Raw genomic sequence first — 25,548 nt, 5'->3', positions numbered from 1 at the left:
CTGTGAACGGATGCTTGGAGATCAATGCGATGGAAAGCGCTGCGGATTCTGCATCGCTCGAAAGACCGACGGTGATCGTGGTTGACGACGACCCGGCGGTACGGAGATCACTCAAATTCTCGCTCGAACTCGAGGGGTTTTCCGTCCGCACATATGCCGATGCGGCGGACCTGTTGAACGAAGCGGCGCTGCCTACTTTTGGCTGCCTGGTCATCGACTACAACTTGCCGCAACTGAACGGGCTCGAAGTGCTGCAGCGTCTCCGGAACGGACAAACTCGGTTGCCGGCGATCATAATCACCTCGTATCCGAGTAAGATGCTACGGGAGGGCGCGGCCGCTCTTGGGATTCCGATCGTCGAGAAGCCGTTCTTCAATCACGCCTTGAGCGATAGCATTCATGTCGCACTGGAGCAGTGTGGCGGGCATTGAGCAAAACCGAAATCGCCTTCCCGTTTGGAGACGTTGCTGTTGCGCGGAAGCAGCCACTCCGTCTCCAAGCGGACTGATCTGCTGCGAAACGCCTTGGTGCACGACGTAGCATCTGGCACCGAACGAAGGTGACATGCCGAACTTCCAGCCTATCTCGACATCACCATCCGCTCATTCCGCCAAAAGTTCCTGATAGGCGCGCCGCGCCGCGACGTAGCGATCAAAGGGAAATCGGATCGGGACCCCCTCTAGCGCCGCGGTAAGCATATCGAGATGCGCCTCGAATCCAGCGCATGCCTTGGCAATGTCTTCCCCTGCCGACAGTTGTACGGTTAGTGTCAGTGCGGTGCCCCTGTCTACGGGATCCAGTTCCCAGCGCAACGGCCGATTCGCACCATCGCCGCTGCTCCACGAATAGGCGAGCAGTCGCGGCGGATCGAACGCAAGCACGGTGCTGTCGATCACCACTCCGCTGTCGCCGAAATCGATACGAACTCGACCGCCTTTACGCAACTCGATTGAACCTGGAGCAAGCCACTGCACGAATTGTGGCGGCTCGGTCAACATACGCCAGACCATTTCCTGTTCGTGCCCCATCCAGCGCTCGAGGCATCCTTCGAAACCTTCCGCGAGACGCCGAATCTGGCCTGGCTGAATAGCGTCGTCGTTCATCGAACTTCTCCATATCGCTGTCGCCATTCCGGGGAGGCTAACGGCACCCGGTCCGGCCATATGATGCCGTCAGCGAATAAATGTCAGCCACTGCGGAATTGCCGATAGAAATCGAAGACCCGGGCCAACTCGCGCATATAGAAATCCCGCGCCACGGGGCCTTCCGGGGCACCCGAAAAAAGCCCCAGCACCTGAGCGGTCATGAAGAAACCGGGCGCGGGCAAGTCGTTGCGCAGGCGGCCCACGCAAAGCGCGGCCAGAAGCGGCCGGCCTGCTTCGGCATCTTCCGCCATCAGCTTTTCCAGTAAGTCGGTGGCTCGATGGATCGTCTGCGGCGGCATGAGGCAGAGCCGCTCGGCGAGGTTCTTGTAGGTTACAACGGTCTCAGTTTGCGCCAGCTCGATCAAGATCTGGCGCAACCGGTCTTTCAACACCCGGGCCTCGTCATTCCCTGACAATGGCGCGGAACCCTCATCCTCGGGCCAGGCCATCGACCGCGAGCACCCGGATTGCGTCAGCCCCAGCCCGCTTCCCTCGATCGCCTTATTCAGATCCAGAACCACCTGCATGAGTTCCGGCGCCTTAGGGAAATACACGAGCCTCGACAGCATCGTTTCTGTCCTTTTCTGACTGCACGTGGCCGCGCCGGATGGGGCCGGATCTCTGCTCAGGCGCGGCCTTCCATTCGCAAACTCGGATGAGTGCAGGGTCATCTGCGTCACGGATCAGCATTTGCTCGACACGAGCTTGCCAGAGTGTCGCAAAGCGTTCCCGTTCATCCTCATCGGCCTGCTCCGTCATGACCCTGGGAAGCAATGCCTGCATCTCGCGCGCGAATGGGACGATGGTCATATCGAGGTCAAGGATCACACCCCGCCCATTGTCGCTCCGCCGAAGCGCCATGATGCCGTCGAACGTTGTGTCGAAACGCAGCAGATCGCGGCGCGCGAACCTATGGCGCGTGCCGATGCCATTGAAGCCGGTCTCGGGCGCTGCCCCCGTGAGCAGCGTTGCCACTGCGGCGATCACGCCCGTCGTGCCCTCGTCGCGCGGTGCACGCAGATAGACTTTCACATTGCCTCGCTCGGGCAACTCGTCGCCGTAGTAGAGTTGGCTGAGCCCCCGTCGTACCATCAGATAGGCGCCGGCGACGATGGGACAGGAATGACCAGCGAGCTTCACGGCATCTGCGTAGGCATAGGACATCACTCCGCTTTTCGAGAGGCCAAGGAATGCAGCTAAAGGATCGCGCAGCGTGATCGTGGGCACTTTAGAAAAGAAGCCAGGGAACTCCATCGCATCCTCCGATACATGATCGCGTAGCGCCTCCATCGGCGATGGCGGGGCCATGTCACTGTAGAATAAACATGCATTTCTAATTCATGTTTATTCGGATGACAATCGAGGCACGATGTCGCGTCGATGCCGCAGACGGTGGCCAGAGCACTCGCAATCAAGGATGGTCATGGCATCTTCCTGTCCTGCGATGTTGAGCGTGATCCGCGACCTGACCAGCCTCCCTGCCTGTCACCGCAAGCGAAATCATGTCGAAAGCCTAACCGGAATTCCGGTTATTTCCGATAAGAGCCTCAGGTGCGAGCGGCTACTCACCGAGCCGGAACGAAAGGTTGCGTTCAGACCCATCGACTGATGCAAGAAGGATCGCGTGAGTTCCGTTTCGCGCCGACTTTCGTGTCCACAACCCAAGCACGTCGTTCTGCCCAGAAGGGTCATGCCGTGAACTATCTCGTTGTGTTTCTCCTTCCCGGCCGTCGTTGGCCGAGAAGAAACGATTGTGCACGCCGATTCACATGCATGGCAGGCAGCCATCCGTCGGCACCAGGCCGACGCTCGTCAAGCTGCGATCGTAGGCTGAGCCGTCTTCCCTGATGTCAGCGCTGGCTAACCCAAGTTCCAAGGCAGATATCTTGCCGTCGCCGCATGGTCTGGCTCGATGTCCAACGTCGAGACGAACCGACTATCTGTTCAGGCCAGCCAGGCAACCAGGAGCATCCCGACCACGATGAGCACAAGGCCGCCGATAAGCATGGGCAGCAAGGAGCTTTCGTGCTGGGCATTCAGCTTGCTGTCCTGATCGAAGCCGCTCATGTCAAAACTCTCCCGTGTTGGTTCTCGATGCAGGCTTTCAGAGAACGCGACTAAACTTCAAGAATCGCCCCACGGCGCTTGGCTGCTCAGCCGATGCAGCAAGGCATTGAATTTCCGCCATTGGGCGGGGTTGGAGACGCGGAGCGCGGCACAGGCCTTGCCAGCTTGGCGGCAGGCGGCATCGGCTTGCCCTGCCTTCGCCAGCGTCTCGAGACTGGCGACCAGAATATCCGCCAAGGCGGACACCAGATGGTCCCCGCTGGAATATGCGACACTGGAGTCCGGTGCCTCGGTCCGGTCTGCGCCCATGTCATCACTCATCGCTGTCTGCGATGCCAAGGTGCAATTTGGCGGCCGCGCTCATCTTCTGTGGCGACCAAGGGGGTTCGTAGGTCACCGTGACATCGACGAACTCGACACCCGGAACGCCCCAAGCCGCATCGCGGGCGCCCTCCTTCAGGTAATCGGTGGCGGGACAGCCCCGCGTCGTCGTTGTCATCACGATGTTGACGACACCGCCGTCGTTGACCAGGACGGCATAGACGAGCCCCAGGTCGACGATGTTGTGGCCAAGCTCCGGGTCGATCACGAGACGAAGCGCCTCCTTGACCGTCTCGTCATCCAGCTGCGTTTCCGCTCCAACGCTCATGTCACTCCCTTTGCGCCATCGCCGTCCGCGCAAGCTAGCGGGCGGCTCTTTGCCCCGCGACGCTCGACTCAAGCGGCCTTCAAGAGACGGCCGATCTCGACGCGCCAGACCTCCGGTCCCCTTTCGAGGTAGGTCCAGGAGAACTGCTGGGGATGTTCCGCCTCGAGCTGGTAGTAGAGAGGCTTGGGATCGTGGTCGTTGACGAGAACGAACTTCCCGCCAGGGGCAAGCTCGTCGACGAGCTGGAAGATCTTCTGGTGCCTCTGCATCGGCACCAGGCTGCGGACGTCTGTCTCGTTTTGGACGGTCGTATTTGTCATCGGGTCATCCTTCGATTGCATTGACGAGCGGGCAATCCTGTCGCCCGCCGCCAGCGGCGGCGATGCGTACAACGCGTTTCGCTCCGGTTCGCGATAGTCGGCGACAAAACATACATTGTCAATATATGTTTTGTCGATCGGCTGCGTGGCCTTGCAAAACATACATCCTCCGCGCATCTTTCCATTGGATGGGCGACATTGCGATTGTGGCCGGGCAAAGGGATTTCGGATGAGACTGACGGATTTCTCAGACTACTCACTTCGCGTGCTCATGTATGCGGCGGCCAGGGACGGGCAGTTGATCACCATCGAGGAAACCGCTCAGGTCTACGGGATTTCGCGCGCTCACCTGATGAAGGTGGCCAACCAACTGACCCGCGCCGGGTTTTTGAGGGCGGTGCGTGGCCGCTCCGGCGGCTTGACGCTTGCCAAGGCGCCGGGACAGATTCTGCTGGGCGAAGTGCTGCGGGCGACGGAGCCCGACTTTGCGCTGGTCGAGTGCTTCAGGAGCGGCAATAGCTGCCTGATCACCCCCCGCTGCCGCCTCCGCGGAGTGCTGAAGGAGGCGCTTGCAGCCTTCGCGGGGACGCTTGACCGCTACACCTTGGCCGACCTTCTGCTCTCACCGGAAGATTTCGGCATCCAGCCAGCGGCATAAGCGGCAATATCCGGGCTTTCCAAGAAGGCCCATCTCACGGCGGTTCCGCGTCTTGCGCCGGCAAGGCTTGCGGCTCATGCTTCCTTCATCGGGGTACATTGAGGAGCAAACCAGATGACCGACAATCATCGCCTTCCGGATGTGGAAGAGCATCTCTTGCCGACGATCAGGCTTCTCATGGAGATTGGCATGCCTGATCCCGTGGAAAGGATGATCAAGTTCCACGGCGAAAGGATGCGGTCGTCCGGGGTCGCTGAAGCGAGCCGCGCCCTAGACGAGGCGCAGTCATGGTTGATTTCGGCCAGGTTGCATGAAGGGGTTCATGGGAAGGGCAGCCTGCTCAACAAGGAGCATCCAACATACGTGAAAGTCGTCGTTACGAAAGAAGCGGGGCGTCCAGTTCCGGAACAGTTCAGATATCCGATCAGACCTCACGGCGCCGGACGATCGGTCAGCGCAACTGCTAGCGCGTCATAGGTTTCATAGATCTGCCCTATAATCTCCTCCGTCTGCGGATCAACAGCTATATAGCGCTTCTTCGTAACTGCCCTGCCGTTTGAATAAACCACGACATAGACGGCATCGAATACCCAAACCCCTGTCGTCGGTTCATCGACTTGGGTGATCGTGATCTGGGCGTTGTAGAATTCGGCAGCGGCAACCGCGTCGGATTCGCTCAGGAAGTAACCTGCAACCCGCCCGAGGCAATCACGCGAGCACCATACTTCGAGTCCTGAGATGACTGCTGAATAGGTTCTCGGTCCGCCACCTTGCTTGGATGTCATTATTCCCGGTCTCCGTTTCCGAAGGATCTAGGACAACTGAAGTTGATCGACCCTTAATGCTGGCTCCCATTCCTGCGCCGGGCATGTCCTCTTAGAAATCCGACTACGCAAAAGGGGTCAAATCTCACGCTTCGTCGAAGGGATCAAAAAGGGCCGCGGCTTGTGGGGTTATTCTGAAATCGGGATGCCAGTCATTGCTGGCTGGAGTCAGCTTATGGGCATGGGACACCCTAGATGACTGCACTGTTAGGGTCATGAACAAGGACTTTGATGATCGCGCCATTGGTTGTGATTGCGGCTTTGTGTGATCCTCTTTTCTGACTGGCATTTCGAACTGCCGAACTGGGACAAGCGACTGTGACCTGGGTCGTGGTCTTGCGGGATGAATAGGCGCCGCTTTTGATCGTCGTATAGGGCACGCAACGCCCTAGGCGGGATCTATTGCCGCCACCGCTTCACCTGGTCGCATCGCCCACCCCCTTGCCGGGGTGGGTTGAAAAAGATATATTAAATGTACACCTTTTATCGATGGTGCCTGTCTTGCTACCTCTGTTCCTCGTTCACACATTGCGCACCTTCCGTGGTTTGCTCCCGACCTTCACGCCATGCGAGTCTGCGTTCGCCCTCTCGCGCCAGGAGCGGCTCGGCCTGATCTGGTCGGCCATCGACCGCTGGGGCGCCGATTGCCCCGCCTGCGCCATCTGGGCGTTGGAACAGGACAGATGGCGGGCGGCGTCGAATTGAAAAACTGACTGAAAGGAAACGCTCATGCCGAGCAATTCGCACGATTCTTTCATCCGGCCTGCCGACGCATCCGAGCGTGCTTACCTCGAATCCTTAGTTCGCTCGGATTACGACAGGAGCCACCCCGGCGACACCTTCGACGACATGAAGCGCCGCATGCCCTTTTCCAGGGAGGACCAGGGCCTCTATCGCGACTGAATCGCGCTTGCCGCAGCGCGGGCGGATACCGCTGCGAGCGCGAGACCAATTGCCGCCTGAGATACTCGCAATCAAGCGATCCCGTCAGCCGATGCCGCCAGTGGACCGCGCTCGACTCCAGCGCGGTCATCCAGCACGGCGTCCCGTCAAAGGGCAGAAAAATGGCCTACGTCGTCACCGACAACTGTATCAAATGCAAGTACATGGATTGCGTCGAAGTGTGTCCCGTGGACTGCTTCTACGAGGGTGAGAACATGCTCGTCATCCATCCCGACGAGTGCATCGATTGCGGCGTTTGCGAGCCCGAATGTCCGGCGGAAGCGATCTTCCCCGACACGGATTCCTCGGCCACGCAGGCATGGCTCCAGCTCAATCATCAATATGCGTCCTCCTGGCCCAACATAACGCGCAAGAAGACACCGCCCGCCGACGCGGAAGCCTGGGACGGGGTGCCCGGCAAGTTCGATGCCCATTTCAGTGGCGAACCCGGCGAGGGCGAGTGATCTGGCTCCATTCCCTTACCACGCCCCGGCCGCAACAGGGACAAAGGGAACATCGCCGTCCAATCGGGTAACGGCATCTGGAACGGCCGCCGGGCCGATTTCGACACTCACGGCGACGGATGTCGCTGCTTTCGGCTTAGCAGCCACAATCGTCTCGCGGCATGGCCTCCGCCCCGCAAGGCATGTGTTTTTCCGCAGAGAAGCCTAGCTGAGACTCGATTGGCATTCGGCGCTTTATCGGAGGCGAGGAAGGCCATGCAACCATCCGTTCTGCAAAAGCATGACGGGGCGTGCCTGCCACGCTACACCAGCTACCCGCCGCCGCTGGAGTTCTCGCGTTCGGTCGGCCCCGATACTTATGAAAACTGGCATCGCGCCTACCTCCGGATGACTCGGCCTCGCTCTATCTACACATCGCGTTCTGCCTCTCGATGTGCTCGTATTGCGGGTGCCACACCACGGTCACCGCCAAGGATCAGCCTGTCGTCGAGTATCTGCACCTGCTACGCCGGGGTTCGACTTGGTCGCCACGCGAGTGCGGCAGCCGCGTCGGATCGACAGGGTGCATTTCGGCGGCGGCAGTCATGCGACCGCCTAACTGATGACAGCAAACAATTCTGGAGACTGTCGACAAGACAAGAAGACAGCTTCGACGGTGCTCGATGTCTTTTTCGCTCGGCGGCTTGCATCGGTGAGCATGCTGATCGTCCGGCCGCATGAAGATGCGTCGGGACGGACGAGCCGCGGCATAGGCCAGGTAAATGGATGCCGCTCAAGTCCAATCACAACCGCTTTCCGAGAAGCCGCGGCTCATTTCTTCGTCGTACCGCCATTTCCCTGCAAGCTCGGAGAACAAGCACTTTTGCCGTTCAAGACGCGGACTAGCGTGCAAAGCATGCCGACGAAGGTGATAATCCAAGCCGACAGGGCAATGTAGAGGAAGGCGCGCGGCAGCGGCGTTAGGAAACCGAATTCCATAGCGTGGTCCATCTGCCAAGTGGAAGCGGCATACATGCCGAGCGGAAACACGGCACCCCAGTAGAGCGGATCGTAGCGGAAGGGAAAGCGCTCGTAGCCGTAGCGCCAGATTGCCAGCAGAAGGAGCATGGGAATCCACCAGGTCCCCGTCGCCCAGTAGAAGACGGTGAATCCTTTCAGGAATGGCAACAGCGACATCAGGTAGGGCGCGTGCGGGGCGTTCAGGATCAGCAGCGAGCCGGCCAACGTCGAGATGGCCATCGCCCCCATGTTGATCCAGTAAGGCGGCGCCAGGTCGCCCGGTGAGAAGCTGAAGAAGGCATAGCGGTAGAAGATCAGCGACATCATCCAGATGTAGAGCATACCGCCCCACAGCCACATCGACAGGGCCATTAGGTTGAGCTCAAGCCGATAGGGTTGGTCGATGCGTGCCGCCAGCATCGCGCTGGATACCGAGAGCGCTTGCGTCGCCACCACCGCCAACAGCCAGCCGCCGTTGATACCCTTGTCGAGTGTGGGCTTCTCGCGCTTGACAGTGAAGGCGGTGAAGATCGTATAGGTCAGGCACACCCAGAGCAGTATGGCCAGCATCCACAGGGCCGTGCCGACGACGATGTTCTCGCGCAGCACCATGAACTGGCTGGCAACGATGCCGGTGCCGGCCACCGTGGTGAAGTACCCCGGCCCGGTCAGGTGAGCGACCATATCGCCGAAGAAACGGCGCGGATGGCGCCAGGCCCGCATGGCGTACAATACGCACAGAACGGCATATTGCCCGACATTGAGATAGAACAGGCCGAGGGCAATCGTGTCGTGCTGCATCATGAAGGCCGCCAGCGAGATGATGCCCGTGGCCATGACCAGTCCGAAATAGGCGGGCGACATCTCGGCAAGGCCTGAAAACACTTCTCCCGCCTGCTCGGCTCGGCCGCTGGTCGTCATGGCTTCCTCACCTATTGCGGCCCGCCGCGCGGGCATCGCCCTCGCCACTGGGGCGTGTCGGAACTAAGTTGCAAGCACCAGTTCGGACAAGCTGCGATGCCTCCACAAATTACAAGATAAGCATCGGCAGACAGGAAAACCCGCTTGCCGGATAGATGGCGATTGTTGGTTGCGGGCCGGGCACCAGCGCGACATCGCGGGTCCGCTTCAGCAATTCCTCCATGAGGACGCGCAACTCCAGCCGCGCCAGTTGCGCGCCTGGGCAGACATGGATGCCGCGGCCATAAAGGAGGTTCCGCGCAGGGTCGCGATCGAGGCGGAATTCGTCCGGGTGGCCGAAGACAGCCTCGTCGCGGTTCGCCGATGCCCACATAAGCGTGACCCGCTCGCCGACGGCGATCTTGCGCCCTCCGATTTCCACCGGCCTTGTCGCCACCCGTCGGTTGGCGATGAGCGGTGCATGCATCCGCAATATCTCATCGATCGCTGCGGGCAACAGATGCGGACCTTCCCGAAGCCGCTGCTGGACCTGCGGGTTCTCCGCAAGATAGTAGCCCAGGATACCGACGCAGGCAGTGATGGTGCCCAGTTCGCCAACGGTCCAGTTGCGCAGGATGCTAACGATCTCCTCGTGGTTCAACGGCCTGTCGCCCACTCTTTCCCGCAACAGATCCGATGTGATGTCTCCCGGCACGGCCGCGCCGGCCTCGCGCCGGGCCTCCAGCAACTGGCTGATATAGCCGTCGAACTCGAGAGCTATGGCCGCCATCGCGCTAGTGTCCCTCGCCAATGTGGCCTCATGGTTCTTTTGAACCCATTGAAGCAGCGGCTGATGGAGGCTGTCCGGCCAGCCGAGAAAGGCACACTGAATTCGTACAGCGAAGCGCTGGGCAAGCTGCGTGACGAGGTCTATCTCCACGCCTCTCCCCAGGCCGGACACAAGATCGGCCGAAATCGTCCGACAAAGTGGCTCGAAGGATTCAACGCGCTCAGGCTCGAAATGACGTTCGATCAACCGCCGGTATGCCGTGTGCAGGGGTGGATCCATGCCGCTCGGCACAGAAAGGTGGCGGGAGACCACGCTGCTGAACGTTTGGTGATCGTCCAAGGCCCGCGCCACGTCCTCGTACCGAAACAGCGACCAACCCAGGTAATCGCTATATGCCACCTGGCAGCGGTGGCGCATCGCGTCGTAGGCCTTAATCTGGTTGGAAACGACCGTATCGGATCTGGGATCCCAGTCGGGTCGCGGCTTGTCTGTCATCTGGCTCATCCTCCGACAACGAAATTCGCGACCCCGCAGCGGCGGCCATGAAATTATCGGCAAGCCCTATAGCCCGGCGCGCGCACGGGATCTTTGTGCAAGCTCAAACAATTGCGCCCCCGGCGCATCTATTTTTCCTTGGCTGGTCACCAAAGGATGCGAAATCATTTTTGATGCTTCGCGGATTTGCGGTGGGCATGGCCCAAAACGCGCGCTCTTTGATGAAACGCAAACAAGCGTGTTGACGGAGCCAATATGGTCGACCGCCAATTGAGAGGAGACGGCCCATGTCCCGCCTGACATCCGAACCAACGGCATCGATCCGGTCGATGGGCGAGCTTCTCGCCACCGCGCTGATCATGGAGAAGGAGTCCGCCGACAGATATGCGGATCTGGCCGGGCGCATGCGCGCCGCCGGACGGCGAGAACTGGCCGACGTATTCGACCGTCTCGTGCGCGAGGAGACGGGCCATATCGACATGGTCGTGATCTGGTCGCGACAGGTCACCCATAAGCCGCCCGAAATCCTGCCGCCCGAAGCCGTCCCGCAGGATGTTTTCGACGAGGATGGCATCGGGTTCGTCTCGCCCGAATTGGTGGACGCTTATCGCTCCCTGGCCATCGCCGTCCGCAACGAGGAGCGCGCCTTCGCATTCTGGTCTTATGTAGCAGCCCATGGGGTGTCTCCGGAAATCCGGGAAGTCGCCGAACGGATGGCACGCGAGGAACTGGAGCACGCAAAGACGCTGCGGCGCGAGCGCCGGAAAGCCTTCCTCAAGGATCGGCATCCGGGGTCGGCAATCCAGGAGCCTTACGATCTGTCCAGTCTGGAAATGGAGGTCTGCACGCGCCTTGAGGAGTCAACATGAGGGTGAACACCGGTCTCAAAGGGAACGAGAATGAGTACCGGGATCTAGCTGTCGAGGCCCGCAAAGTCTCCCTCGACCTCGCATCGGATCCACTTCAGGGCCCCGCGCCTGTCGGGCCGATGCCGCCGCGGTCCTTGGATGCCCTCTGCGAGTGGCTGGCCGACTACTATATCGACGCGGGTGAACACCTGCTTTCGCAGGCCGCCCGGGACAGGGCGCAGGCGCTCGCCACCATCGCTGTCAAGCGCCTCGCCATCGTCCGCGATCTTTGTAATGAGATAGGTAGAATCCAGTCCAGCCGCTAGAGACAGTGCGCGCTCCGCTTACGCGCCATTCCCTGATCGGCCTTTTCTTTTTGCCGCAAAAAGGGGCTGGCAGACGGACAAAGGGCTTTCGTCCACCAGCCCCTGCCGGGCTGACAGCGGCTGGAAGGGGGAGGATCCCCTTGGAACATCGCTTGTCGATCGCTTCAGCAGCAGCAACTTTAGGGCAATGTTCCCGCCTTCCAAGCAATCAATCGCCATCCCGCAACGAACGGTTACTGGTTCATTTCCAGCCCCTCATGCTTGGGCCGCCGGTGGCCATACGAGCTATCTGAGTCAGTGTATCAACTACCTGACCGCAGACCGGGCACACGTAGCTGGTCACATAGCCGCGCGTCCTAGGCTTGTCAGGTTGATTACTGGATATCGCTGGCTCGAGATCGGACAATTTCGTCACGTTAGAAACATTCAACTTGGCTGAAATGTTCCCGGACGAGAGCCTTAATCCAGAAACGCCCAGCAAGAGAAAAAGCCGCAGCATGAAGCGCTTGCGGCAAACGGCGCATGCGTGACATGGTGCACTGGGAGAGAAAGCTCATAAAAGCGAGATGCCGTAAAGCGGAGCAACAACATGAGTAGACTCGACCGCTCGCTGATCGCCGATTTGCCTTCGTTCCAGGGCCTGAACGCCTCTGAACTCGACCGCATGATCGGCCAGGCGCGGGCGCTGCGCATCGCAAAGAAACAGCCGGTCTTCGAACAAGAGCTAAACGCCCAGTCCTTTTTCCTCTTGCTGGATGGCCATGTCCGCGTGGTCAAGACTACGCCGGACGGCGAGGAAGTCATCGTCCGCTATATCAGCCCCGGCGAATTGATGGGCATCGCCAGCGCGCTTGGGCTCACCGCCTATCCGGCCAGCGCCATTGCCGCCACCGACTGCGTGGTTCTGGCCTGGCCAAGCAGCCTCTGGCCGGAATTCGCCTCCTCCTATCCGAGTTTCGGCGCCAACGCGTATAGGACCATCGGCAGCCGCCTGCAGGACGCCCATTCGCGCGTGATCGAGATGTCGACCGAGCAGGTCGACCGCCGAGTGGCTCATGCCCTGCTCAAGCTGGTGAACCAGACGGGCAGGAAGACGGAGGCAGGTTTCCTGATAGACTTTCCGCTTTCGCGCCAGGACATCGCCGAGATGACGGGAACGAGGTTGCACACGGTCAGCCGCCTGCTGTCCGCCTGGGAAGAAAAGGGATTGATCAAAAGCGGACGCCAGAAGGTGACTGTCGTCGAACCCCACCGCCTGCTCATGCTTGCCGAAGGCCGGGCGCTGAAGACAGAGAGCTGAACACCTCGAACTGGGCGCTGCTCCCCCGACTCGCTGCGCAATCCGCTCCCGCCCCGATCATGGTGTCGTCGAGCAAGAACCCTATCGCGGGTCAGTCGCGGACCGCGAATGCGGTCGTTTAAGCAAACTTGGGGCGCGTCCGTGGACTTGCAGTTGCTCAACCGCGTCGGATCACGACGCGATAGTGCCCTTCCGGCTCGAACGCTCCGCGCCAGAGGTGGCCACGCCTCTCCAGCTCTTCGAAGAGGAACACCGGTTCGCGCGGCAGTAGGGCCGCCAATGTCTCGCCAGGCGACAGCGCCTCCACGCCTTCCAGCGTCCGCACCATCGGCTCAGGTGGTTCGAGACCGCGGTTGTCCAGCTCGACGACCGACTCCGGCCAGGTCTCGATGTCAGAAGTGCGGTCGGTTGCGGAGTCCCTTTCCGCAACGGCGGAATCCTGCCGTCCGGCAATCGGCCTGAAGATCACTTCCCAGTCACCGTTGCCAATCTCCCGCGCAGTGGGCTCGAAGCCACGCTGGCCCAGAACATGAAATAGCGGAACCGGCTTGAAGGGCGCAAGCAGGCACAGGTTCTGGCCCGGAGCGAGCGTGGCTACCGCCTCCATGACAGCGCCGAAGGGTTCGCCGCCTTGGGCCAGGATCGGGCGGACGTCGAGTTCGTAGTCGGATTGGGTCATCGCGGTCTCCATCTGTTTGATTCAATTCGGCCTGGGCAGGAAGAGGCGCGGCGGCAAGGCACCTTCGGGCAATCGCTGGGCGTAGGGCACATTCTTCAGGCGACGGGCCAGAACGAGTTCGGTCACGATAGCCAGGGTGGCGAGCAGCGTCCCACCGGCGGCGATGTGAAACAGGCGGGGCTGCTCGGCAAGCAGGGCGGCTGTGCCGGCCGTCACGCTGAGAAAATAGAGTACAAACCAGATTCGGTCACGCGGCTCTGCGACGAGGTCCTGCACGCGCGGAGTGGGCTTCTTGCCCATCACGGGACCATAGCATTCCAACCAGGTCAGGAACGGCACAATCTTGTAGAGTTGCGAAAGACCGAGCCCGCTAAGCCAGCCGAATGCCACGAGATAGAGCAGAGCGCCGACGTACCGCTCCAGCGTGCCGCTTGCCAGTAAGGCAAGCAGCAGTGCAGCCGACAAGGCGAGCGCCAGAAAGGCTCCCTCCGCTGCCCGACTGTTGAGTTCGACCGCGCGCCGCTTGCGGTGGCGGTAGAAGAAGACCAGATCGACGCCGTAAAGGACGAGGCATACGCCGCCGAGCAGAACGGCGACTGTACGGGCAGATGTCGTGATGTCGGGAGTTCCTAGCAGGCTTGCAAAAGGCGTCGCCAAGACCATGAGCAGCAACGCGACCGCGCCTGTCCACCACGCCGCACGGCTGCTCCGACGCTCCCTGTCCGGCGACAGCATGAACATGGGCAGGAGCCGATAGGAGACGCCGATGGCGGTAAAGCTCAGCCATCCGCCGAGTCCGACCGCGATGTGGACCGGAAGCGCATGCGTTCGGAAGTCGACCTCGGCCAGTGCTGGAAGGTAACCGGACAGCAGCAGCGCGAAAAGAGCGCCGAGGACGGCGGTGGCGAGCACGCTCGGCAGGCCTACCGCAACGAAACGCGCCGGCAGTGGAAGGCGGGCGCCCCAGAGCGTGCGGCAGAGCACGCTCGCGATCAAAGCAAAGCCGGCTGGCAGCAACGCGGCCGCGAAAGCAAGCAGCGGAACTCCCGTCTCGAGCGTACCCGCGAGCTCCAGAAAGCCGCCGAGCAGGCATCCAAGGCCTACCAGAAGACAGATCAAGGCAGGCAATACCAGCCGCTCGCTGCGCAATGGGCTGGCGATCAGCACAGGCACGAACTGGAACAGCGCGCCGCACATTAGAAGACTGAGCCAACCGATCGTCACCATATGAACGACGACCAGCGTCTCGGGCGCCTCCGCCACCACCGAGGGGAAGCCGTAGCCAGCGACCATCAGCGCTTGCGCGCCAACAAAAAAGAGCAGCGCCGCGGCAAAGTAGGACATCGTCCAGCGCGACAGCGCGGAGTGCATCATGATTCCCTCCGTGAGGCATCGCCAAAGCTAAAGATCGGTGCTGAAATCCATCGTTGTATCATCGTTGCCGAGCGCTCCAGCGAACGTCTGCCAAGGTATCGACGATCAGGCGCATTCGATCTGCCGGTTCGCCACAATGCCGCAGCATTCTGAACGGCCGCAGTTTTCCGATCTTTGTCCAAACGCAAGCTGGTTGGCGAAGGCGCGGCAAACCGAGTGCGACCAGAACATCTGGTGACAGACGGAGTGCTTTGTCGCGCGAAGATCGCAAAGACGCGATGGCTTGAATGTTTGTGAAGCTAGAGCCTACCTCGACCTTTCGGTCGTTCAACATCGTCTCTACCGCTCCGCGGCATCAGAATCATGAAACGGGCCATCATTGCGAACCGACGCATTTCGCAATTGCCAATCACTGGAAGGGATTCCCGCCGCGCTGTCGCGGCCAAAGTTCGCGAGACCTTCGCCAGCATCCCCTTCATCGTCGACGTCGACGACAGCTTCCACAACCAGCCCGAGCGGCTCCGGCTTTCGATCGACCAGGACAGCCTGGAATATTCCTGGTCATCGCGCAGTTCAGCTCATTCAAGCTGCCACTGGATCCTGACCCCTATTCCGCTGACGCTGATCGGCATCATGCTTGGCCACTGGGCGTTCGCAGCGCCCTTCACGGCCACCGCCAGACGGAAAACCGTCTCACAGTTTTCCTGGAATTGCGTTAGCCCTGGCGGAAATCGCCGCAGACGCCGAACACTATCAGGATCGCCACCAAGACAATCAAAACCGATGGCCCCCCCGTCAGATTGACAACAGCCGCCGAAACACCCACGACAATGCCGGCAACGACGGAACGCACGATGGTCTTAAGCCACCTCGGCACCGGCTATTCTCCCGTCCTGGGATTGATAGGGGCCGCGCGCCGTCACGCTGCGGTCGAGCAAACGGTCCAACGCCGCGAACCGATCGGACGGCAGACGAGGCAGTTCGATTTGCCGGGCGAGGTCGGCCGCAAATTCGCGGAACGGCGCGAGATTGATGGCGGGAACGCCGATCAGCACGGGTACGGAAAGTTCCAGCGCCTTTGCGATGAGAGCCCTGAAGCCACCGCCTTCGACCTCGGTCTTTCCGAATTTGCAAAGAACCAAAAGATCGGTCTTGCCGGACAACTCAGTTCCGGCGGCTTCGCAGGCGCGGAGCAGCCGATCGGTATTCAAAACACAGCCTCGGGAGTGGGGACCTCGATCGTCGGATATGCTGTGGAGTTCGCCCGAAGCGAGATCCCGCAGGTGCATGTCGCATTTCACCCGATCAGGTTTCTTTTCGCTCAGCTGGACGAGGCCGGCCAATCGCACGCCCCGCTCGGCCATGATGGTAGTAATTTCCTGCAGGAATGCTTCGAACTCCGCGCCGTTTGAATAAACGATAGCGGTAATCGGACAGTCAGCACGAACACCCTGCATGGGAAATCTCCTTAAGTTTGAATTTGCCGACCGAGCAGCAGGCGCGGCGGAATCGGTCCGGAGCAGCGGGATTGGCGATGTCCGGGGCCATCGGTCTATCTCCCAAAGCGCCCAAGGCTAAATGGAAGCACTTCGACGGACATGCCAGGCTCGGCCGGCGTCGACGCACCGGGCACAATCACGACGGCGTCGGCCGACACCATCGGCATCATTCTGTGCGAGCCATCCGGCCCGCTGCGGCTGGCGGTCAATCGCCCCTGCTCGATATCAAGGCGGACCGGCACCAGTTCCGTGCGATCCGGCTTGCGGGAACATGTGAAGGCCAACTCGGCGGTGATGCCCCTCGGCGGCACAAGACCGAGGAGGGTCGCTATGATCGGGCGCGCGAAGGCGAGCGCGCCAAAGGCCGCGGCCTGCGGGTTGCCTGGCAATCCGACGAAGCACGCCTCCCCTATCTTGCCGATTGCCAGCGGCTTGCCGGGCTTCATCGCGACACCGACGATCTCGAGTTGGCCGCCGGAACGCATTACGGCGTTGCGCACGTGGTCCTCCTCGCCAACCGACATGCCGGCAGCGGTGATGACCAGATCCGCCGATCTCGCGCTGTCTTCGAGCACTCGCGCGATGGCCGCGATGTCGTCGTGAACGGTCGACAATGTGACATCGGTGTTCGGCTCTCTCAGAAGAGCTGCAAGAAGCGGACCGTTGGCGTCATAGATCGCGCCGGATGCAAGCGACCCGCCGGTCTTGCGGAGCTCGGAGCCGGTCGTGACGACGGCGATCCGCACGCGACGCGCAACCGGGACGCGGTCAATCCCGATGGCGGCAAGAAGCGCGATTTCCGGCCAGCCGATCATGCGACCTGGACGAAGAACGCAGGCTCCTTGCCTCACATCCTCGCCGGTCCTGCGAATATGCGCGCCTGGCGCCGCGTCGAACGCGAGCTGCACGAGATCGCCACGCCGCGTCGTTTGCTCCTGCATGACGACAGTGTCCGCGCCCTGGGGCAATGCCGCACCCGTCATGATACGGTGCGCAGCGCCCGGAGCCAGCGCACCTGGCGGATCACCCGCCATCGTGCGACCTATCACCGGGAGGACCAGAGGCACGCCTCTCCTGCCGGTCAGGCTTATCGCATAGCCGTCCATTGCCGCCTGATCGAAAGGCGGAATAGCACGGGGCGCTTCGATGGCCGCGGCCAGAAGACGTCCAACGGCGTCGGCCAACGCAACCATTTCCGGCTGGTCCAGCGGCCGTGCCAATGCGATGCCTGCGCTTCGCGCCGTTTCGAAGGGCACGGCGCCTGCGCCTGGGCAGAAGCAACTATCGGGCAGTATTGCCGGCATGGTCATGGCTCGACGTCCGGCAGCGTCTTTTCGAGAATTGCGCGCATGGCCGCAAGTCCCGGATCCTGCGCGCGGTTCATGATACCGATGAGTTGCGTCCAAAGATCGTCGGATGCGGTGTCCACGAAATTGCGAACGGCCGAGCCGACGATATCGGCCGGCGAGCGACCGGACGCATCGGCGGCGGCGGTCAGTCTTGCTGCCAAGCCCGGCTCTTTGAAAGCGGCAACGATTGCCATGGCTGCTTTCGGGTCTTCCAGCGAGGCAATGATATCTCCGAGCATCGCGTCCGCCTCACTGAACCAGCGGCGAGGATGCGCCGTCGATGGCAATTCCGCCGATGTCCGCCCGGCCGACGAGGAGAGAGACATATTGCGCCGTCGCCTGCCGGCTGACGTGCTCGGCCAGGTAGGACGCGATGCGTTCCCGCACAGCCTCGAATGGAAGCTGGCGGCCATCGATGCGTCGCGTCAACCGGATGAGGTGGACGCCGTAGCGCGTCTCCACCGGCGGCGAGATATCGCCCGGGGTGAGATCGATGAGAGCGGCCTCGAATTCCGGCGTCGTGTCGCCCGGTCCGATCTGGCCGAGGCTGCCGCCAAGAGCTCCCGACGGGCAATCCGAGCAGTCTTGCGCCAGCGCCGCGAAACGCTCAGGCGCGGCGGCCAGGCTGGACCTGAGTGACAGCGCCTTTTCACGCGCGGCGGCAAAGGCCTCATTGTCATCGCGACGAGCCGCTATGAGAATATGGTCGGCTTCATAGAGGGGCGGCGTCATGAAGCGGCGAAGATTGTTCTCATAGAAGCGACACAGCGCCTCCTCAACCGCCTCGGGAACGCGAACCTCGCGCTCGATCAGGCCGCGCACCAGCGCATCCTCGATGGTCTCCCGACGTCCATCCTGATCGATCCGCTGCTCCACGGCGATATCGAGGCGCCGGGCCTCCTGCAGCAGCAATTCGCGGATGACGAGCGCACGGGTTGCGGCACGCCAGCCCTCGCCGGGATTGCGGGCGGGAAAGTTCTGCACCTCGGCGGCGATCGCCTTTCGCGATATCGCCACACCGTTGACGGTCACCGGCGGCATCGCCACGCGTTCACGAGAGGGCGCCGTGTCAGGAGTTGCGGGTCGGTGTTCGTGCGGATGTTCGGACGATTTGCGGCCGGCCGAATGATCGATGACGAGCGCGGCCATGGTCTACTCCGCAGGCTGATGGGAGGGAGCGGCAGCGGGCCGCCGAACCGGCTCGGACGACCGCATCGCTGGCACCGGCGCAGGTGGCCGGCGGGCCGCGAAGCGTGTGCGCACGACCTGGTAGCCGGGACGGCCGAGATACCAGACCGGCGCGCTCCAGACATGAACCAGCCTCGTGAACGGGAAGACCAGGAAGATCGTCATGCCGAGCAGGAGATGCGCCTTGAAGATCGGGTTGACGTCGGCAACGTAGGCCGCGGCCGCCGGCTGCAAGGTGAGAATGCCTTGCGCCCAGTTCATGAATTTCACCATCTCATGGCCATCCATGTGGCCGAGCGAGACGAAGATGGTTGAAAGGCCAAGCGTGAGCTGCAGCCAGAGCAGCAACAAAATCGCGATGTCACCCGGCGCCGACGTGTTGCGGATGCGCGGATCGAACAGACGACGATGGGCAAGAAGCGCTATGCCGATGAAGCAGGCCACACCGGCGATGCCGCCGGCGGTGATGGCAAGACCCTGCTTGAAGCTGTGGGAAACACCGAGCGCATCGAAGACCCAGATCGGCGTCAGCAGGCCGACGAAATGGCCGCCGAAGATCACCAGGATGCCCACATGGAAGAGATTGGAACCCCAGCGGAGCTGACGCCGCCGCAGCAGCTGGGAGGAACCCGTCTTCCAGGTGTACTGCTCGCGATCGAACCGGATCAGGCTGCCGAGCAGGAAGATGGTCAGGCAGAAATAGGGATACCAGCCAAAGAGCGCGGCGTTGATTGTGTCGGACATGGCTTTCCTCCGTCAGGCAACGCTACTGCGCGCATCGCGATTGGCGGCGCGCATCTGGATTCTTAGTCGGTCGACGGAACAGCCGTCGGTCGCATTCCCGGGACCGAATGCGACCGCGGTCTCTTCCCAGGCGGCGTCGATGGCCGCCAGGTCGTCGGGCTCGTCGAGTTCGGCGGCGCCCACGGCCACGGCCGGCTCGCTGACAATCGAGCGTATGGCCGTGAATACGGCGGCATAGCCTGCGTCGCGCTTGGCGAGCCGCTCTTCCAACAGTGAGAAGATGTGGCCGGTTTCATTGAGCAGCCCGCGCGCCTCCTCAAAGGGACGGGCAGAGAGGAATTCGAGGAAAAGCGGGATGAAGTCAGGCAATTCGTTTGACGCGACGGCAAGGCCGCCACGCCGGTAGTGTTCGGCCAGATCGACCATCGCCTGGCCGCGATCGCGGCTCTCGCCGTGGATGTGCTCGAAGAGATGCAGCGAGTGGCGGCGCGTCTTGTCGAACAATTCCACGTAGCGCTCTTGCAAGTCGTAGAGATCCAGGGTGGCCAGATCGGCAAGCAAGGACTGCAGGTGCTTGCCTGCTTCGTCCGATACCAGTCCCTCGTCTGCGACCGCCGCGGTGATTTCCGGGATCGCCGCGCAAAGTTCCTCGGTCGGATAGGAAAGGAGAGCCGAGAGCGCCTTGAAGGTCCTGTTCGAGAGCGGCGCCATCACGCGATCTCCATCGGGTTTGTCGGCCGCTTGGTCTGCTTGGTGCCGAAGAGGTTGGTCTCGGTGGAACCGCCCGAGCAGCCGTTGCCGAAGGAGAAGCCGCAGGAGCCACGCAGGTCCTGGGCGTCCTCGCTCCATTCGCGGTGCGACGTTGGGATGACGAAACGATCCTCGTAATTGGCGATCGCCATCACCTTGTACATGTCGTCGATGGCCGCGCCCGTAAGGCCGACCCGCGCCGCGATCGACTCGTCGAGGCGGCCGTCGATCGTCTTTGCCCGCATGTAGCTTCGCATCGCCAGCATGCGTTCTAGCGCAAGGGCCACGGGCTCCTCATTGCCCGCCGTCAGCAGATTGGCGAGATACTGGAGCGGGATGCGCAGGCTGCGCACGTCGGGCATATCGCCGTCCAGCCCCATCTTGCCGGCGGCCGCCGCCGACTGGATGGGCGAGAGCGGCGGCACGTACCAGACCATCGGCAGGGTGCGGTATTCCGGGTGCAGCGGAAAGGCGATCTTCCACTCCATCGCCATCTTCCAGACCGGCGACAATTTGGCCGCCTCCAGCCAGTTGTCGGGTATCCCGTCGGCACGGGCCTGGGCGATGACGGCCGGATCGTTCGGATCGAGGAAGACGTCGAGTTGCGCCTGATAGAGGTCCTTCTCTTGCGGCGTACTGGCGGCCTCCTCGATAAGGTCGGCGTCGTAAAGGATCACGCCCAGATAGCGGATGCGCCCGACACAGGTTTCCGAACAAACCGTCGGCTGGCCCGCCTCGATGCGTGGAAAGCAGAAGATGCACTTCTCCGATTTGCCCGACGACCAGTTGTAGTAGATTTTCTTGTAGGGGCAGCCGGACACGCACATGCGCCAGCCGCGGCACTTGTCCTGATCGATCAGGACGATGCCGTCCTCCTCGCGCTTGTAGATGGCGCCTGACGGGCACACGGCCGCGCAGGCCGGGTTGAGGCAGTGCTCGCACAATCGCGGCAGATACATCATGAAGGTGTTTTCGAACTGGCCGTAGATGTCCTTCTGGACGCCCTCGAAGTTCACGTCCTTCGACCGCTTCTCGAATTCGCCGCCGAGGATTTCCTCCCAGTTCGGCCCCCATTCGATCTTTTCCATCCGCTCGCCGGTGATGGCCGAGCGCGGACGGGCGGTGGGGAAAGCCTTCGACTCCTTCGCTGTGTGCAGATGCTGGTAGTCGAATGTGAACGGCTCGTAATAGTCGTCGATTTCCGGCAGATCAGGGTTTGCGAAGATGTTGGCGAGGATGCGCCACTTGGCGCCCATCTTCGGCTCTATCTTGCCGTTCTTCTTGCGCCGCCAGCCGCCGTTCCATTTCTGCTGGTTTTCCCACTCCTTGGGATAGCCGACGCCGGGCTTGGTCTCGACATTGTTGAACCATGCGTATTCGACGCCTTCCCGGTTGGTCCAGACGTTCTTGCAGGTAACCGAGCAGGTGTGACACCCGATGCATTTGTCGAGGTTCAGCACCATCGCGATCTGTGCGCGGATCTTCATTCTGCGGCCTCCTTAGGGGCATTGGCTTCCAGGGGTTCCTCGAGCCAGTCGACGGCCGCCATCTTGCGAACCACGATGAACTCGTCGCGGTTGGAGCCTACAGTTCCGTAGTAGTTGAAGCCGTAGGCTTGATGGACATAGCCGCCGATCATGTGCGTCGGCTTGAGCACCGTGCGCGTCACCGAATTGTGGATCCCGCCGCGGTTGCCGGTCATTTCGGAGCCCGGCGTGTTCACGATCTTCTCCTGGGCGTGATACATCAGCATCATGCCTTGCTTGACGCGCTGGGAGACGACGGCGCGGGCGGTCAGCGCTCCGTTGGCGTTGAAGACCTCGACCCAGTCGTTGTCGACGATGTCGGCGGCCTTGGCATCGGTCTCGGAAATCCACACGACAGGACCGCCGCGATTGAGCGTCAGCATCAGGAGATTGTCGGTGTAGGTGGAGTGAATGCCCCATTTCTGGTGGGGCGTGATGAAGTTGAGGACGATTTCCTTGTTGCCGTTGGACTTGAGCCCCTTGACCGGAGCGATCGTCTTGAGATCGACCGGCGGCTTCCAGGTCACGAAACCTTCTCCGAAGGCCCGCATCCAAAGATGATCCTGATAGAGCTGCTGGCGCCCGGTCAGCGTGCGCCACGGGATCAGTTCGTGGACGTTCGTATAGCCGGCATTGTAACAGACCTTCTCGCTCTCGATGCCGGACCAGGTCGGCGAGGAGATGATCTTGCGCGGTTGGGCCTGAACGTCGCGGAAGCGGATCTTCTCGTCTTCCTTCGGGATGGCGAGATGGGCGTGCTCGCGGCCGGTCGCCTTGGAGAGCGCTTCCCAGGCCTTGACCGCGACTTCGCCGTTGGTCTCCGGCGCGAGCATCAGGATGACTTCGGTGGCGTCGATGTCCGTTTCGATTTTCGGCAATCCCTTGGCGGCACCGGCGGGCTGGACGCCATTGAGCGCGCCCAGCGCCGCGATTTCGTGCTCCGTCTTCCAGCTGATACCCTTGCCGCCATTGCCGATCTCGGTCATCAGCGGGCCGAGCGCGGTGAAGCGGGCGTAAAGGTTCGGATAGTCGCGCGTGACGACGCTCACCGCCGGCATCGTCCTGCCCGGGATCGGTTCGATCTCGCCGCGCTTCCAGTCGGCGACATCGAAGGGCTGGGCGATCTCGCCGGGCGTGTCGTGCTGGATGGGGGTGAGGACGACGTCCTTCTCCACCCCCAGCACTTCCGGCGCGATGTCGGAAAAGGCCCTGGCGAGGCCCTTGTAGATGTCCCAGTCCGAGCGCGCTTCCCAGGCAGGGTCGACAGCCGCCGACAGCGGATGGATGAAGGGATGCATGTCGGACGTATTGAGATCGTTCTTCTCATACCAGGTGGCGGTTGGCAGCACGACGTCGGAGTAGACGCAGGTGGTCGACATGCGGAAATCGAGCGTGACCAGAAGGTCGAGCTTTCCTTGCGGCGCCTCGTCGTGCCAGGCGACCTCCTTGTTGCGCACCTTGCCTTCGGTGCCGAGATCCTTGCCCATGACCCCGTGCTTGGTGCCGAGCAGATGCTTCAGGAAGTATTCGTGGCCCTTGCCCGACGACCCTAGGATGTTGGAGCGCCACACGAACATGTTGCGTGGCCAGTTGGCCGGATCGTCGGGATCGTCGCAGGCAAGGTCGAGCTCGCCCGACTTCAGCGCCTTCGCCACATAGTCCTTGACCTCGAGGCCGACCGCCGAAGCGCGCTTGGCTATGTCGAGCGGATTCTGCTTCAGCTGCGGCGCGGAAGGCAGCCAGCCCATGCGCTCGGCGCGGACGTTGTAGTCGATGAAGCTCTCGTTCCAGTCCCCTTCGGGCGCGGTCGGCGACAGGATCTCCGCCGCCGTCAGGGTCTCGTATCGCCACTGGTCCGTATGCGCGTAGAAGAACGACGTCGAGTTCTGGTGGCGCGGCGGGCGCGCCCAGTCGAGCGCGAAGGCGAGCGGCGTCCAGCCGGTCTGCGGGCGCAGCTTTTCCTGGCCGACATAGTGCGACCAGCCGCCGCCCGACTGGCCAATGGCGCCGCAGAACACCAGGAGGTTGATGATCCCCCGGTAGTTCATGTCCATGTGGTACCAGTGGTTGAGACCGGCGCCGAGTATCACCATGGAGCGCCCGTTGGTCTTTTCGGCATTGGTGGCGAACTCGCGCGCCACGGTGGCGATGGCGTCGCGCTTCACCCCGGTGATGCGCTCGGCCCAGGCGGGCGTGAACGGCACGTCGGCGTCATAGGAAGCGGCGACATTGGCGCCGCCGAAGCCGCGGTCGAGGCCGTAATTGGCCATGAGCAGGTCGTAGGCTGTCGCCACCTTCACCGGCCCGTCGACGGTCTTGATGGTGCGGACCGGGATATTGCGGGTCAGGATGTCGCCATGCTCGGTGGCCACAAAATGCTCGCTGGCGCGGCCGCCGAAATAAGGGAAGTCGACGGCCGCGATGTCGGCTCCGTCGCCGGCAAGGGTGAGCTTCAGCCGGACATCCCTCCCCTTGCCGTCCTTTTCCTCGAGGTTCCACTTGCCCTGCTCGCCCCAGCGGTAGCCGGCCGATCCGAGCGGCGCGACCAGCGCGTCCGTCGCCTCGTCGATGGCGACCGTCTTCCATTGCGGGTTGTTCTTCTCGCCGAGGGCTCCCCTGATCTCGGAAGCGCGCAGCAGGCGCTCCGGGACGAGCCTGCCCTCGCGCTCGGCAAGCCGCACCAGGAAGGGCATGTCGGTGTAGCGCCGGGCGTAATCGTCGAAATACGCCACGTTGCGGTCGAGGTGGTATTCGCGCAGGATCACGTGGCCCATGGCGAGCGCCAGCGCGGCGTCGGTGCCCTGCTTCGGATTGAGCCAGATGTCGGCGAACTTCGTCGCTTCGGCATAGTCCGGTGAGACGACCGCGCTCTTGGTGCCTTTATAACGCACCTCGGTGTAGAAGTGCGCGTCGGGCGTGCGCGTCTGCGGCACGTTGGAGCCCCAGACGATGATGAAGCCGGCATTGTACCAGTCGGCGCTTTCCGGCACGTCGGTCTGCTCGCCCCAGGTCTGCGGGCTTGCCGGCGGCAGGTCGCAGTACCAGTCGTAGAACGACATGCACACGCCGCCCATCAGCGACAAATAGCGCGAGCCGGCCGCATAGGATACCATCGACATTGCGGGGATCGGCGAGAAGCCGATGATGCGATCCGGGCCATGCTTGCGGGCGGTGTAGGCATTGGCTGCCGCGACGAGCTCGTTCACCTCGTCCCAGGTGGCGCGGACGAAGCCGCCATGACCGCGGATCGAGATGTAGGACCGGCGCTTGTCCGCATCCTCCACGATCGAGGCCCAGGCCGCGACGGGCGTCATCTTGGCGCGGGCGGCGCGCCACAGCTTCAGCAGCCGGCCGCGGATCATCGGGTATTTCACCCGGGCGCCGGAATAGAGATACCAGCTGTAGGAGGCGCCGCGCGCGCAGCCGCGAGGCTCGTGGTTGGGCAGATCGGGCCGCGTGCGCGGGTAATCGGTCTGCTGCGTCTCCCAGGTGACGATGCCCCCCTTGACGTAGATCTTCCACGAACAGGAGCCTGTGCAATTCACACCATGGGTGGAGCGCACGATCTTGTCGTGCTGCCAGCGCTTGCGGTAGCCGTCTTCCCAGGAGCGGTCCTCGTTGGTCACGATCCCGTGGCCGTCGGAGAAACTGTCGACGGTCTTGCGGAAGAAGGTTAGCCGGTCGAGAAAATGCGACATTGATTTTTCCCTGG

29 protein-coding genes are annotated in these 25,548 nt (G+C 61.9%); 9 read left to right on the top strand and 20 right to left on the bottom strand.

Annotation, left to right across the window (positions count from 1 at the left end):
* Nucleotides 1–29 precede the first annotated feature (29 nt).
* A complete protein-coding gene (locus EJ070_RS24930; RefSeq protein ID WP_126093726.1) occupies nucleotides 30–431 on the top strand; it encodes a response regulator in 402 nt (133 codons plus the stop codon).
* A 171-nt stretch (nucleotides 432–602) separates the two neighbouring features.
* Here EJ070_RS24930 and EJ070_RS24925 read toward each other — a convergent pair whose 3' ends face one another.
* The 7 genes from EJ070_RS24925 to EJ070_RS24900 all read right to left on the bottom strand — a co-directional run bounded on the left by EJ070_RS24925 (nucleotide 603) and on the right by EJ070_RS24900 (nucleotide 4,181).
* The gene (locus EJ070_RS24925) at nucleotides 603–1,103 is read right to left on the bottom strand and encodes an SRPBCC family protein (RefSeq protein WP_126093725.1); all 501 of its coding nucleotides are present in this window, start codon (nucleotides 1,101–1,103) and stop codon (nucleotides 603–605) included.
* An 83-nt stretch (nucleotides 1,104–1,186) separates the two neighbouring features.
* Nucleotides 1,187–1,714: a hypothetical protein gene (locus tag EJ070_RS24920; protein WP_210211958.1), complete on the bottom strand. Its 528-nt coding sequence runs from the start codon at nucleotides 1,712–1,714 to the stop codon at nucleotides 1,187–1,189.
* A complete protein-coding gene (locus tag EJ070_RS24915) occupies nucleotides 1,686–2,399 on the bottom strand; it encodes a hypothetical protein (RefSeq protein WP_245464669.1) in 714 nt (237 codons plus the stop codon). Before EJ070_RS24915 ends, EJ070_RS24920 begins: the two co-directional genes overlap by 29 nt.
* A gap of 690 nt (nucleotides 2,400–3,089) precedes the next feature.
* Nucleotides 3,090–3,212 (bottom strand): hypothetical protein, encoded by a 123-nt coding sequence (locus tag EJ070_RS37485; RefSeq protein ID WP_281059627.1) that lies wholly within the window; start codon nucleotides 3,210–3,212, stop codon nucleotides 3,090–3,092.
* A gap of 57 nt (nucleotides 3,213–3,269) precedes the next feature.
* Entirely contained in the window at nucleotides 3,270–3,533 is a 264-nt protein-coding gene (locus EJ070_RS24910) for a hypothetical protein (protein WP_245464668.1), read from the bottom strand.
* The gene (locus EJ070_RS24905) at nucleotides 3,526–3,861 is read right to left on the bottom strand and encodes a metal-sulfur cluster assembly factor (protein WP_126093724.1); all 336 of its coding nucleotides are present in this window, start codon (nucleotides 3,859–3,861) and stop codon (nucleotides 3,526–3,528) included. Before EJ070_RS24905 ends, EJ070_RS24910 begins: the two co-directional genes overlap by 8 nt.
* A 68-nt stretch (nucleotides 3,862–3,929) precedes the next feature.
* Nucleotides 3,930–4,181, bottom strand: a complete 252-nt coding sequence (locus tag EJ070_RS24900) for a DUF2249 domain-containing protein (RefSeq protein ID WP_126093723.1) — start codon at nucleotides 4,179–4,181, stop codon at nucleotides 3,930–3,932.
* 229 nt (nucleotides 4,182–4,410) lie between these two features.
* Between EJ070_RS24900 and EJ070_RS24895 the strand changes: the two genes are divergently transcribed.
* Both EJ070_RS24895 and EJ070_RS24890 read left to right on the top strand, forming a co-directional pair.
* Nucleotides 4,411–4,839 carry an Rrf2 family transcriptional regulator gene (locus tag EJ070_RS24895; protein ID WP_126093722.1) on the top strand — a complete coding sequence of 143 codons (429 nt, stop codon included), beginning with the start codon at nucleotides 4,411–4,413 and terminating at the stop codon, nucleotides 4,837–4,839.
* Between the two features lie 114 nt (nucleotides 4,840–4,953).
* Nucleotides 4,954–5,316 (top strand): hypothetical protein, encoded by a 363-nt coding sequence (locus tag EJ070_RS24890; protein WP_126093721.1) that lies wholly within the window; start codon nucleotides 4,954–4,956, stop codon nucleotides 5,314–5,316.
* Here EJ070_RS24890 and EJ070_RS24885 read toward each other — a convergent pair.
* Nucleotides 5,271–5,624 carry a hypothetical protein gene (locus EJ070_RS24885; protein ID WP_126093720.1) on the bottom strand — a complete coding sequence of 118 codons (354 nt, stop codon included), beginning with the start codon at nucleotides 5,622–5,624 and terminating at the stop codon, nucleotides 5,271–5,273. The two genes, EJ070_RS24890 and EJ070_RS24885, sit on opposite strands and share 46 nt — an antisense overlap.
* 768 nt (nucleotides 5,625–6,392) lie before the next feature.
* On the opposite strand from EJ070_RS24885, the gene EJ070_RS36380 reads away from it, so the two are divergent.
* Nucleotides 6,393–6,566, top strand: coding sequence for a hypothetical protein (locus EJ070_RS36380; protein ID WP_189350035.1), 174 nt, complete (start codon nucleotides 6,393–6,395; stop codon nucleotides 6,564–6,566).
* Nucleotides 6,567–6,727: 161 nt separating this feature from the next.
* On the top strand, nucleotides 6,728–7,069 hold the full coding sequence (gene fdxA, locus EJ070_RS24880; protein ID WP_126093719.1) for a ferredoxin FdxA: 342 nt from the start codon (nucleotides 6,728–6,730) through the stop codon (nucleotides 7,067–7,069).
* Nucleotides 7,070–7,879: 810 nt separating this feature from the next.
* Here fdxA and EJ070_RS24875 read toward each other — a convergent pair.
* Both EJ070_RS24875 and EJ070_RS24870 read right to left on the bottom strand, forming a co-directional pair.
* Nucleotides 7,880–8,989, bottom strand: coding sequence for a tellurite resistance/C4-dicarboxylate transporter family protein (locus EJ070_RS24875; RefSeq protein WP_126093718.1), 1,110 nt, complete (start codon nucleotides 8,987–8,989; stop codon nucleotides 7,880–7,882).
* 109 nt (nucleotides 8,990–9,098) lie between these two features.
* Nucleotides 9,099–10,262: a cytochrome P450 gene (locus EJ070_RS24870; protein WP_126093717.1), complete on the bottom strand. Its 1,164-nt coding sequence runs from the start codon at nucleotides 10,260–10,262 to the stop codon at nucleotides 9,099–9,101.
* A gap of 320 nt (nucleotides 10,263–10,582) precedes the next feature.
* Between EJ070_RS24870 and EJ070_RS24865 the strand changes: the two genes are divergently transcribed.
* From EJ070_RS24865 to EJ070_RS24855, 3 genes are all read left to right on the top strand, one after another.
* Nucleotides 10,583–11,122 carry a ferritin family protein gene (locus EJ070_RS24865; RefSeq protein ID WP_189350033.1) on the top strand — a complete coding sequence of 180 codons (540 nt, stop codon included), beginning with the start codon at nucleotides 10,583–10,585 and terminating at the stop codon, nucleotides 11,120–11,122.
* Nucleotides 11,119–11,427, top strand: a complete 309-nt coding sequence (locus EJ070_RS24860) for a hypothetical protein (RefSeq protein WP_126093715.1) — start codon at nucleotides 11,119–11,121, stop codon at nucleotides 11,425–11,427. Before EJ070_RS24865 ends, EJ070_RS24860 begins: the two co-directional genes overlap by 4 nt.
* A gap of 589 nt (nucleotides 11,428–12,016) precedes the next feature.
* The gene (locus tag EJ070_RS24855) at nucleotides 12,017–12,727 is read left to right on the top strand and encodes a Crp/Fnr family transcriptional regulator (RefSeq protein WP_126093714.1); all 711 of its coding nucleotides are present in this window, start codon (nucleotides 12,017–12,019) and stop codon (nucleotides 12,725–12,727) included.
* Between the two features lie 157 nt (nucleotides 12,728–12,884).
* On the opposite strand, the gene EJ070_RS24850 is transcribed toward EJ070_RS24855, so the two are convergent.
* Nucleotides 12,885–13,406 (bottom strand): DUF2249 domain-containing protein, encoded by a 522-nt coding sequence (locus EJ070_RS24850; RefSeq protein WP_126093713.1) that lies wholly within the window; start codon nucleotides 13,404–13,406, stop codon nucleotides 12,885–12,887.
* Nucleotides 13,407–13,427: 21 nt separating this feature from the next.
* Entirely contained in the window at nucleotides 13,428–14,780 is a 1,353-nt protein-coding gene (locus EJ070_RS24845) for a hypothetical protein (RefSeq protein WP_189350032.1), read from the bottom strand.
* A 363-nt stretch (nucleotides 14,781–15,143) separates the two neighbouring features.
* Between EJ070_RS24845 and EJ070_RS36375 the strand changes: the two genes are divergently transcribed.
* Nucleotides 15,144–15,584 carry a hypothetical protein gene (locus EJ070_RS36375; RefSeq protein ID WP_189350750.1) on the top strand — a complete coding sequence of 147 codons (441 nt, stop codon included), beginning with the start codon at nucleotides 15,144–15,146 and terminating at the stop codon, nucleotides 15,582–15,584.
* Nucleotides 15,585–15,640: 56 nt separating this feature from the next.
* Here the strand turns inward: EJ070_RS36375 and EJ070_RS24840 are convergent, their stop codons facing one another.
* The 8 genes from EJ070_RS24840 to EJ070_RS24805 all read right to left on the bottom strand — a co-directional run bounded on the left by EJ070_RS24840 (nucleotide 15,641) and on the right by EJ070_RS24805 (nucleotide 25,534).
* Nucleotides 15,641–16,237, bottom strand: a complete 597-nt coding sequence (locus tag EJ070_RS24840; protein ID WP_126093712.1) for a DUF2478 domain-containing protein — start codon at nucleotides 16,235–16,237, stop codon at nucleotides 15,641–15,643.
* Between the two features lie 95 nt (nucleotides 16,238–16,332).
* Nucleotides 16,333–17,589 carry a gephyrin-like molybdotransferase Glp gene (gene glp, locus EJ070_RS24835; RefSeq protein WP_126093711.1) on the bottom strand — a complete coding sequence of 419 codons (1,257 nt, stop codon included), beginning with the start codon at nucleotides 17,587–17,589 and terminating at the stop codon, nucleotides 16,333–16,335.
* Complete coding sequence (locus EJ070_RS24830; protein WP_126093710.1) at nucleotides 17,586–17,867, bottom strand: hypothetical protein; 282 nt, start codon at nucleotides 17,865–17,867, stop codon at nucleotides 17,586–17,588. Before EJ070_RS24830 ends, glp begins: the two co-directional genes overlap by 4 nt.
* A gap of 10 nt (nucleotides 17,868–17,877) precedes the next feature.
* Entirely contained in the window at nucleotides 17,878–18,777 is a 900-nt protein-coding gene (locus tag EJ070_RS24825) for a peptidylprolyl isomerase (RefSeq protein WP_126093709.1), read from the bottom strand.
* Between the two features lie 3 nt (nucleotides 18,778–18,780).
* Nucleotides 18,781–19,560: a respiratory nitrate reductase subunit gamma gene (gene narI / locus EJ070_RS24820; protein WP_126093708.1), complete on the bottom strand. Its 780-nt coding sequence runs from the start codon at nucleotides 19,558–19,560 to the stop codon at nucleotides 18,781–18,783.
* 12 nt (nucleotides 19,561–19,572) lie between these two features.
* Complete coding sequence (gene narJ, locus EJ070_RS24815) at nucleotides 19,573–20,271, bottom strand: nitrate reductase molybdenum cofactor assembly chaperone (RefSeq protein ID WP_126093707.1); 699 nt, start codon at nucleotides 20,269–20,271, stop codon at nucleotides 19,573–19,575.
* Complete coding sequence (gene narH / locus EJ070_RS24810; RefSeq protein ID WP_126093706.1) at nucleotides 20,271–21,797, bottom strand: nitrate reductase subunit beta; 1,527 nt, start codon at nucleotides 21,795–21,797, stop codon at nucleotides 20,271–20,273. The genes narJ and narH overlap by 1 nt, the downstream gene beginning before the upstream one ends.
* The gene (locus EJ070_RS24805; RefSeq protein ID WP_126093705.1) at nucleotides 21,794–25,534 is read right to left on the bottom strand and encodes a nitrate reductase subunit alpha; all 3,741 of its coding nucleotides are present in this window, start codon (nucleotides 25,532–25,534) and stop codon (nucleotides 21,794–21,796) included. The genes narH and EJ070_RS24805 overlap by 4 nt, the downstream gene beginning before the upstream one ends.
* Nucleotides 25,535–25,548 lie beyond the last annotated feature (14 nt).

It is taken from the genome of Mesorhizobium sp. M1E.F.Ca.ET.045.02.1.1, from assembly GCF_003952485.1.
Lineage (GTDB): Bacteria > Pseudomonadota > Alphaproteobacteria > Rhizobiales > Rhizobiaceae > Mesorhizobium.
Note: the sequence above shows the minus strand (reverse complement) of the source record. Positions and strands in the feature narration are given on the sequence as shown.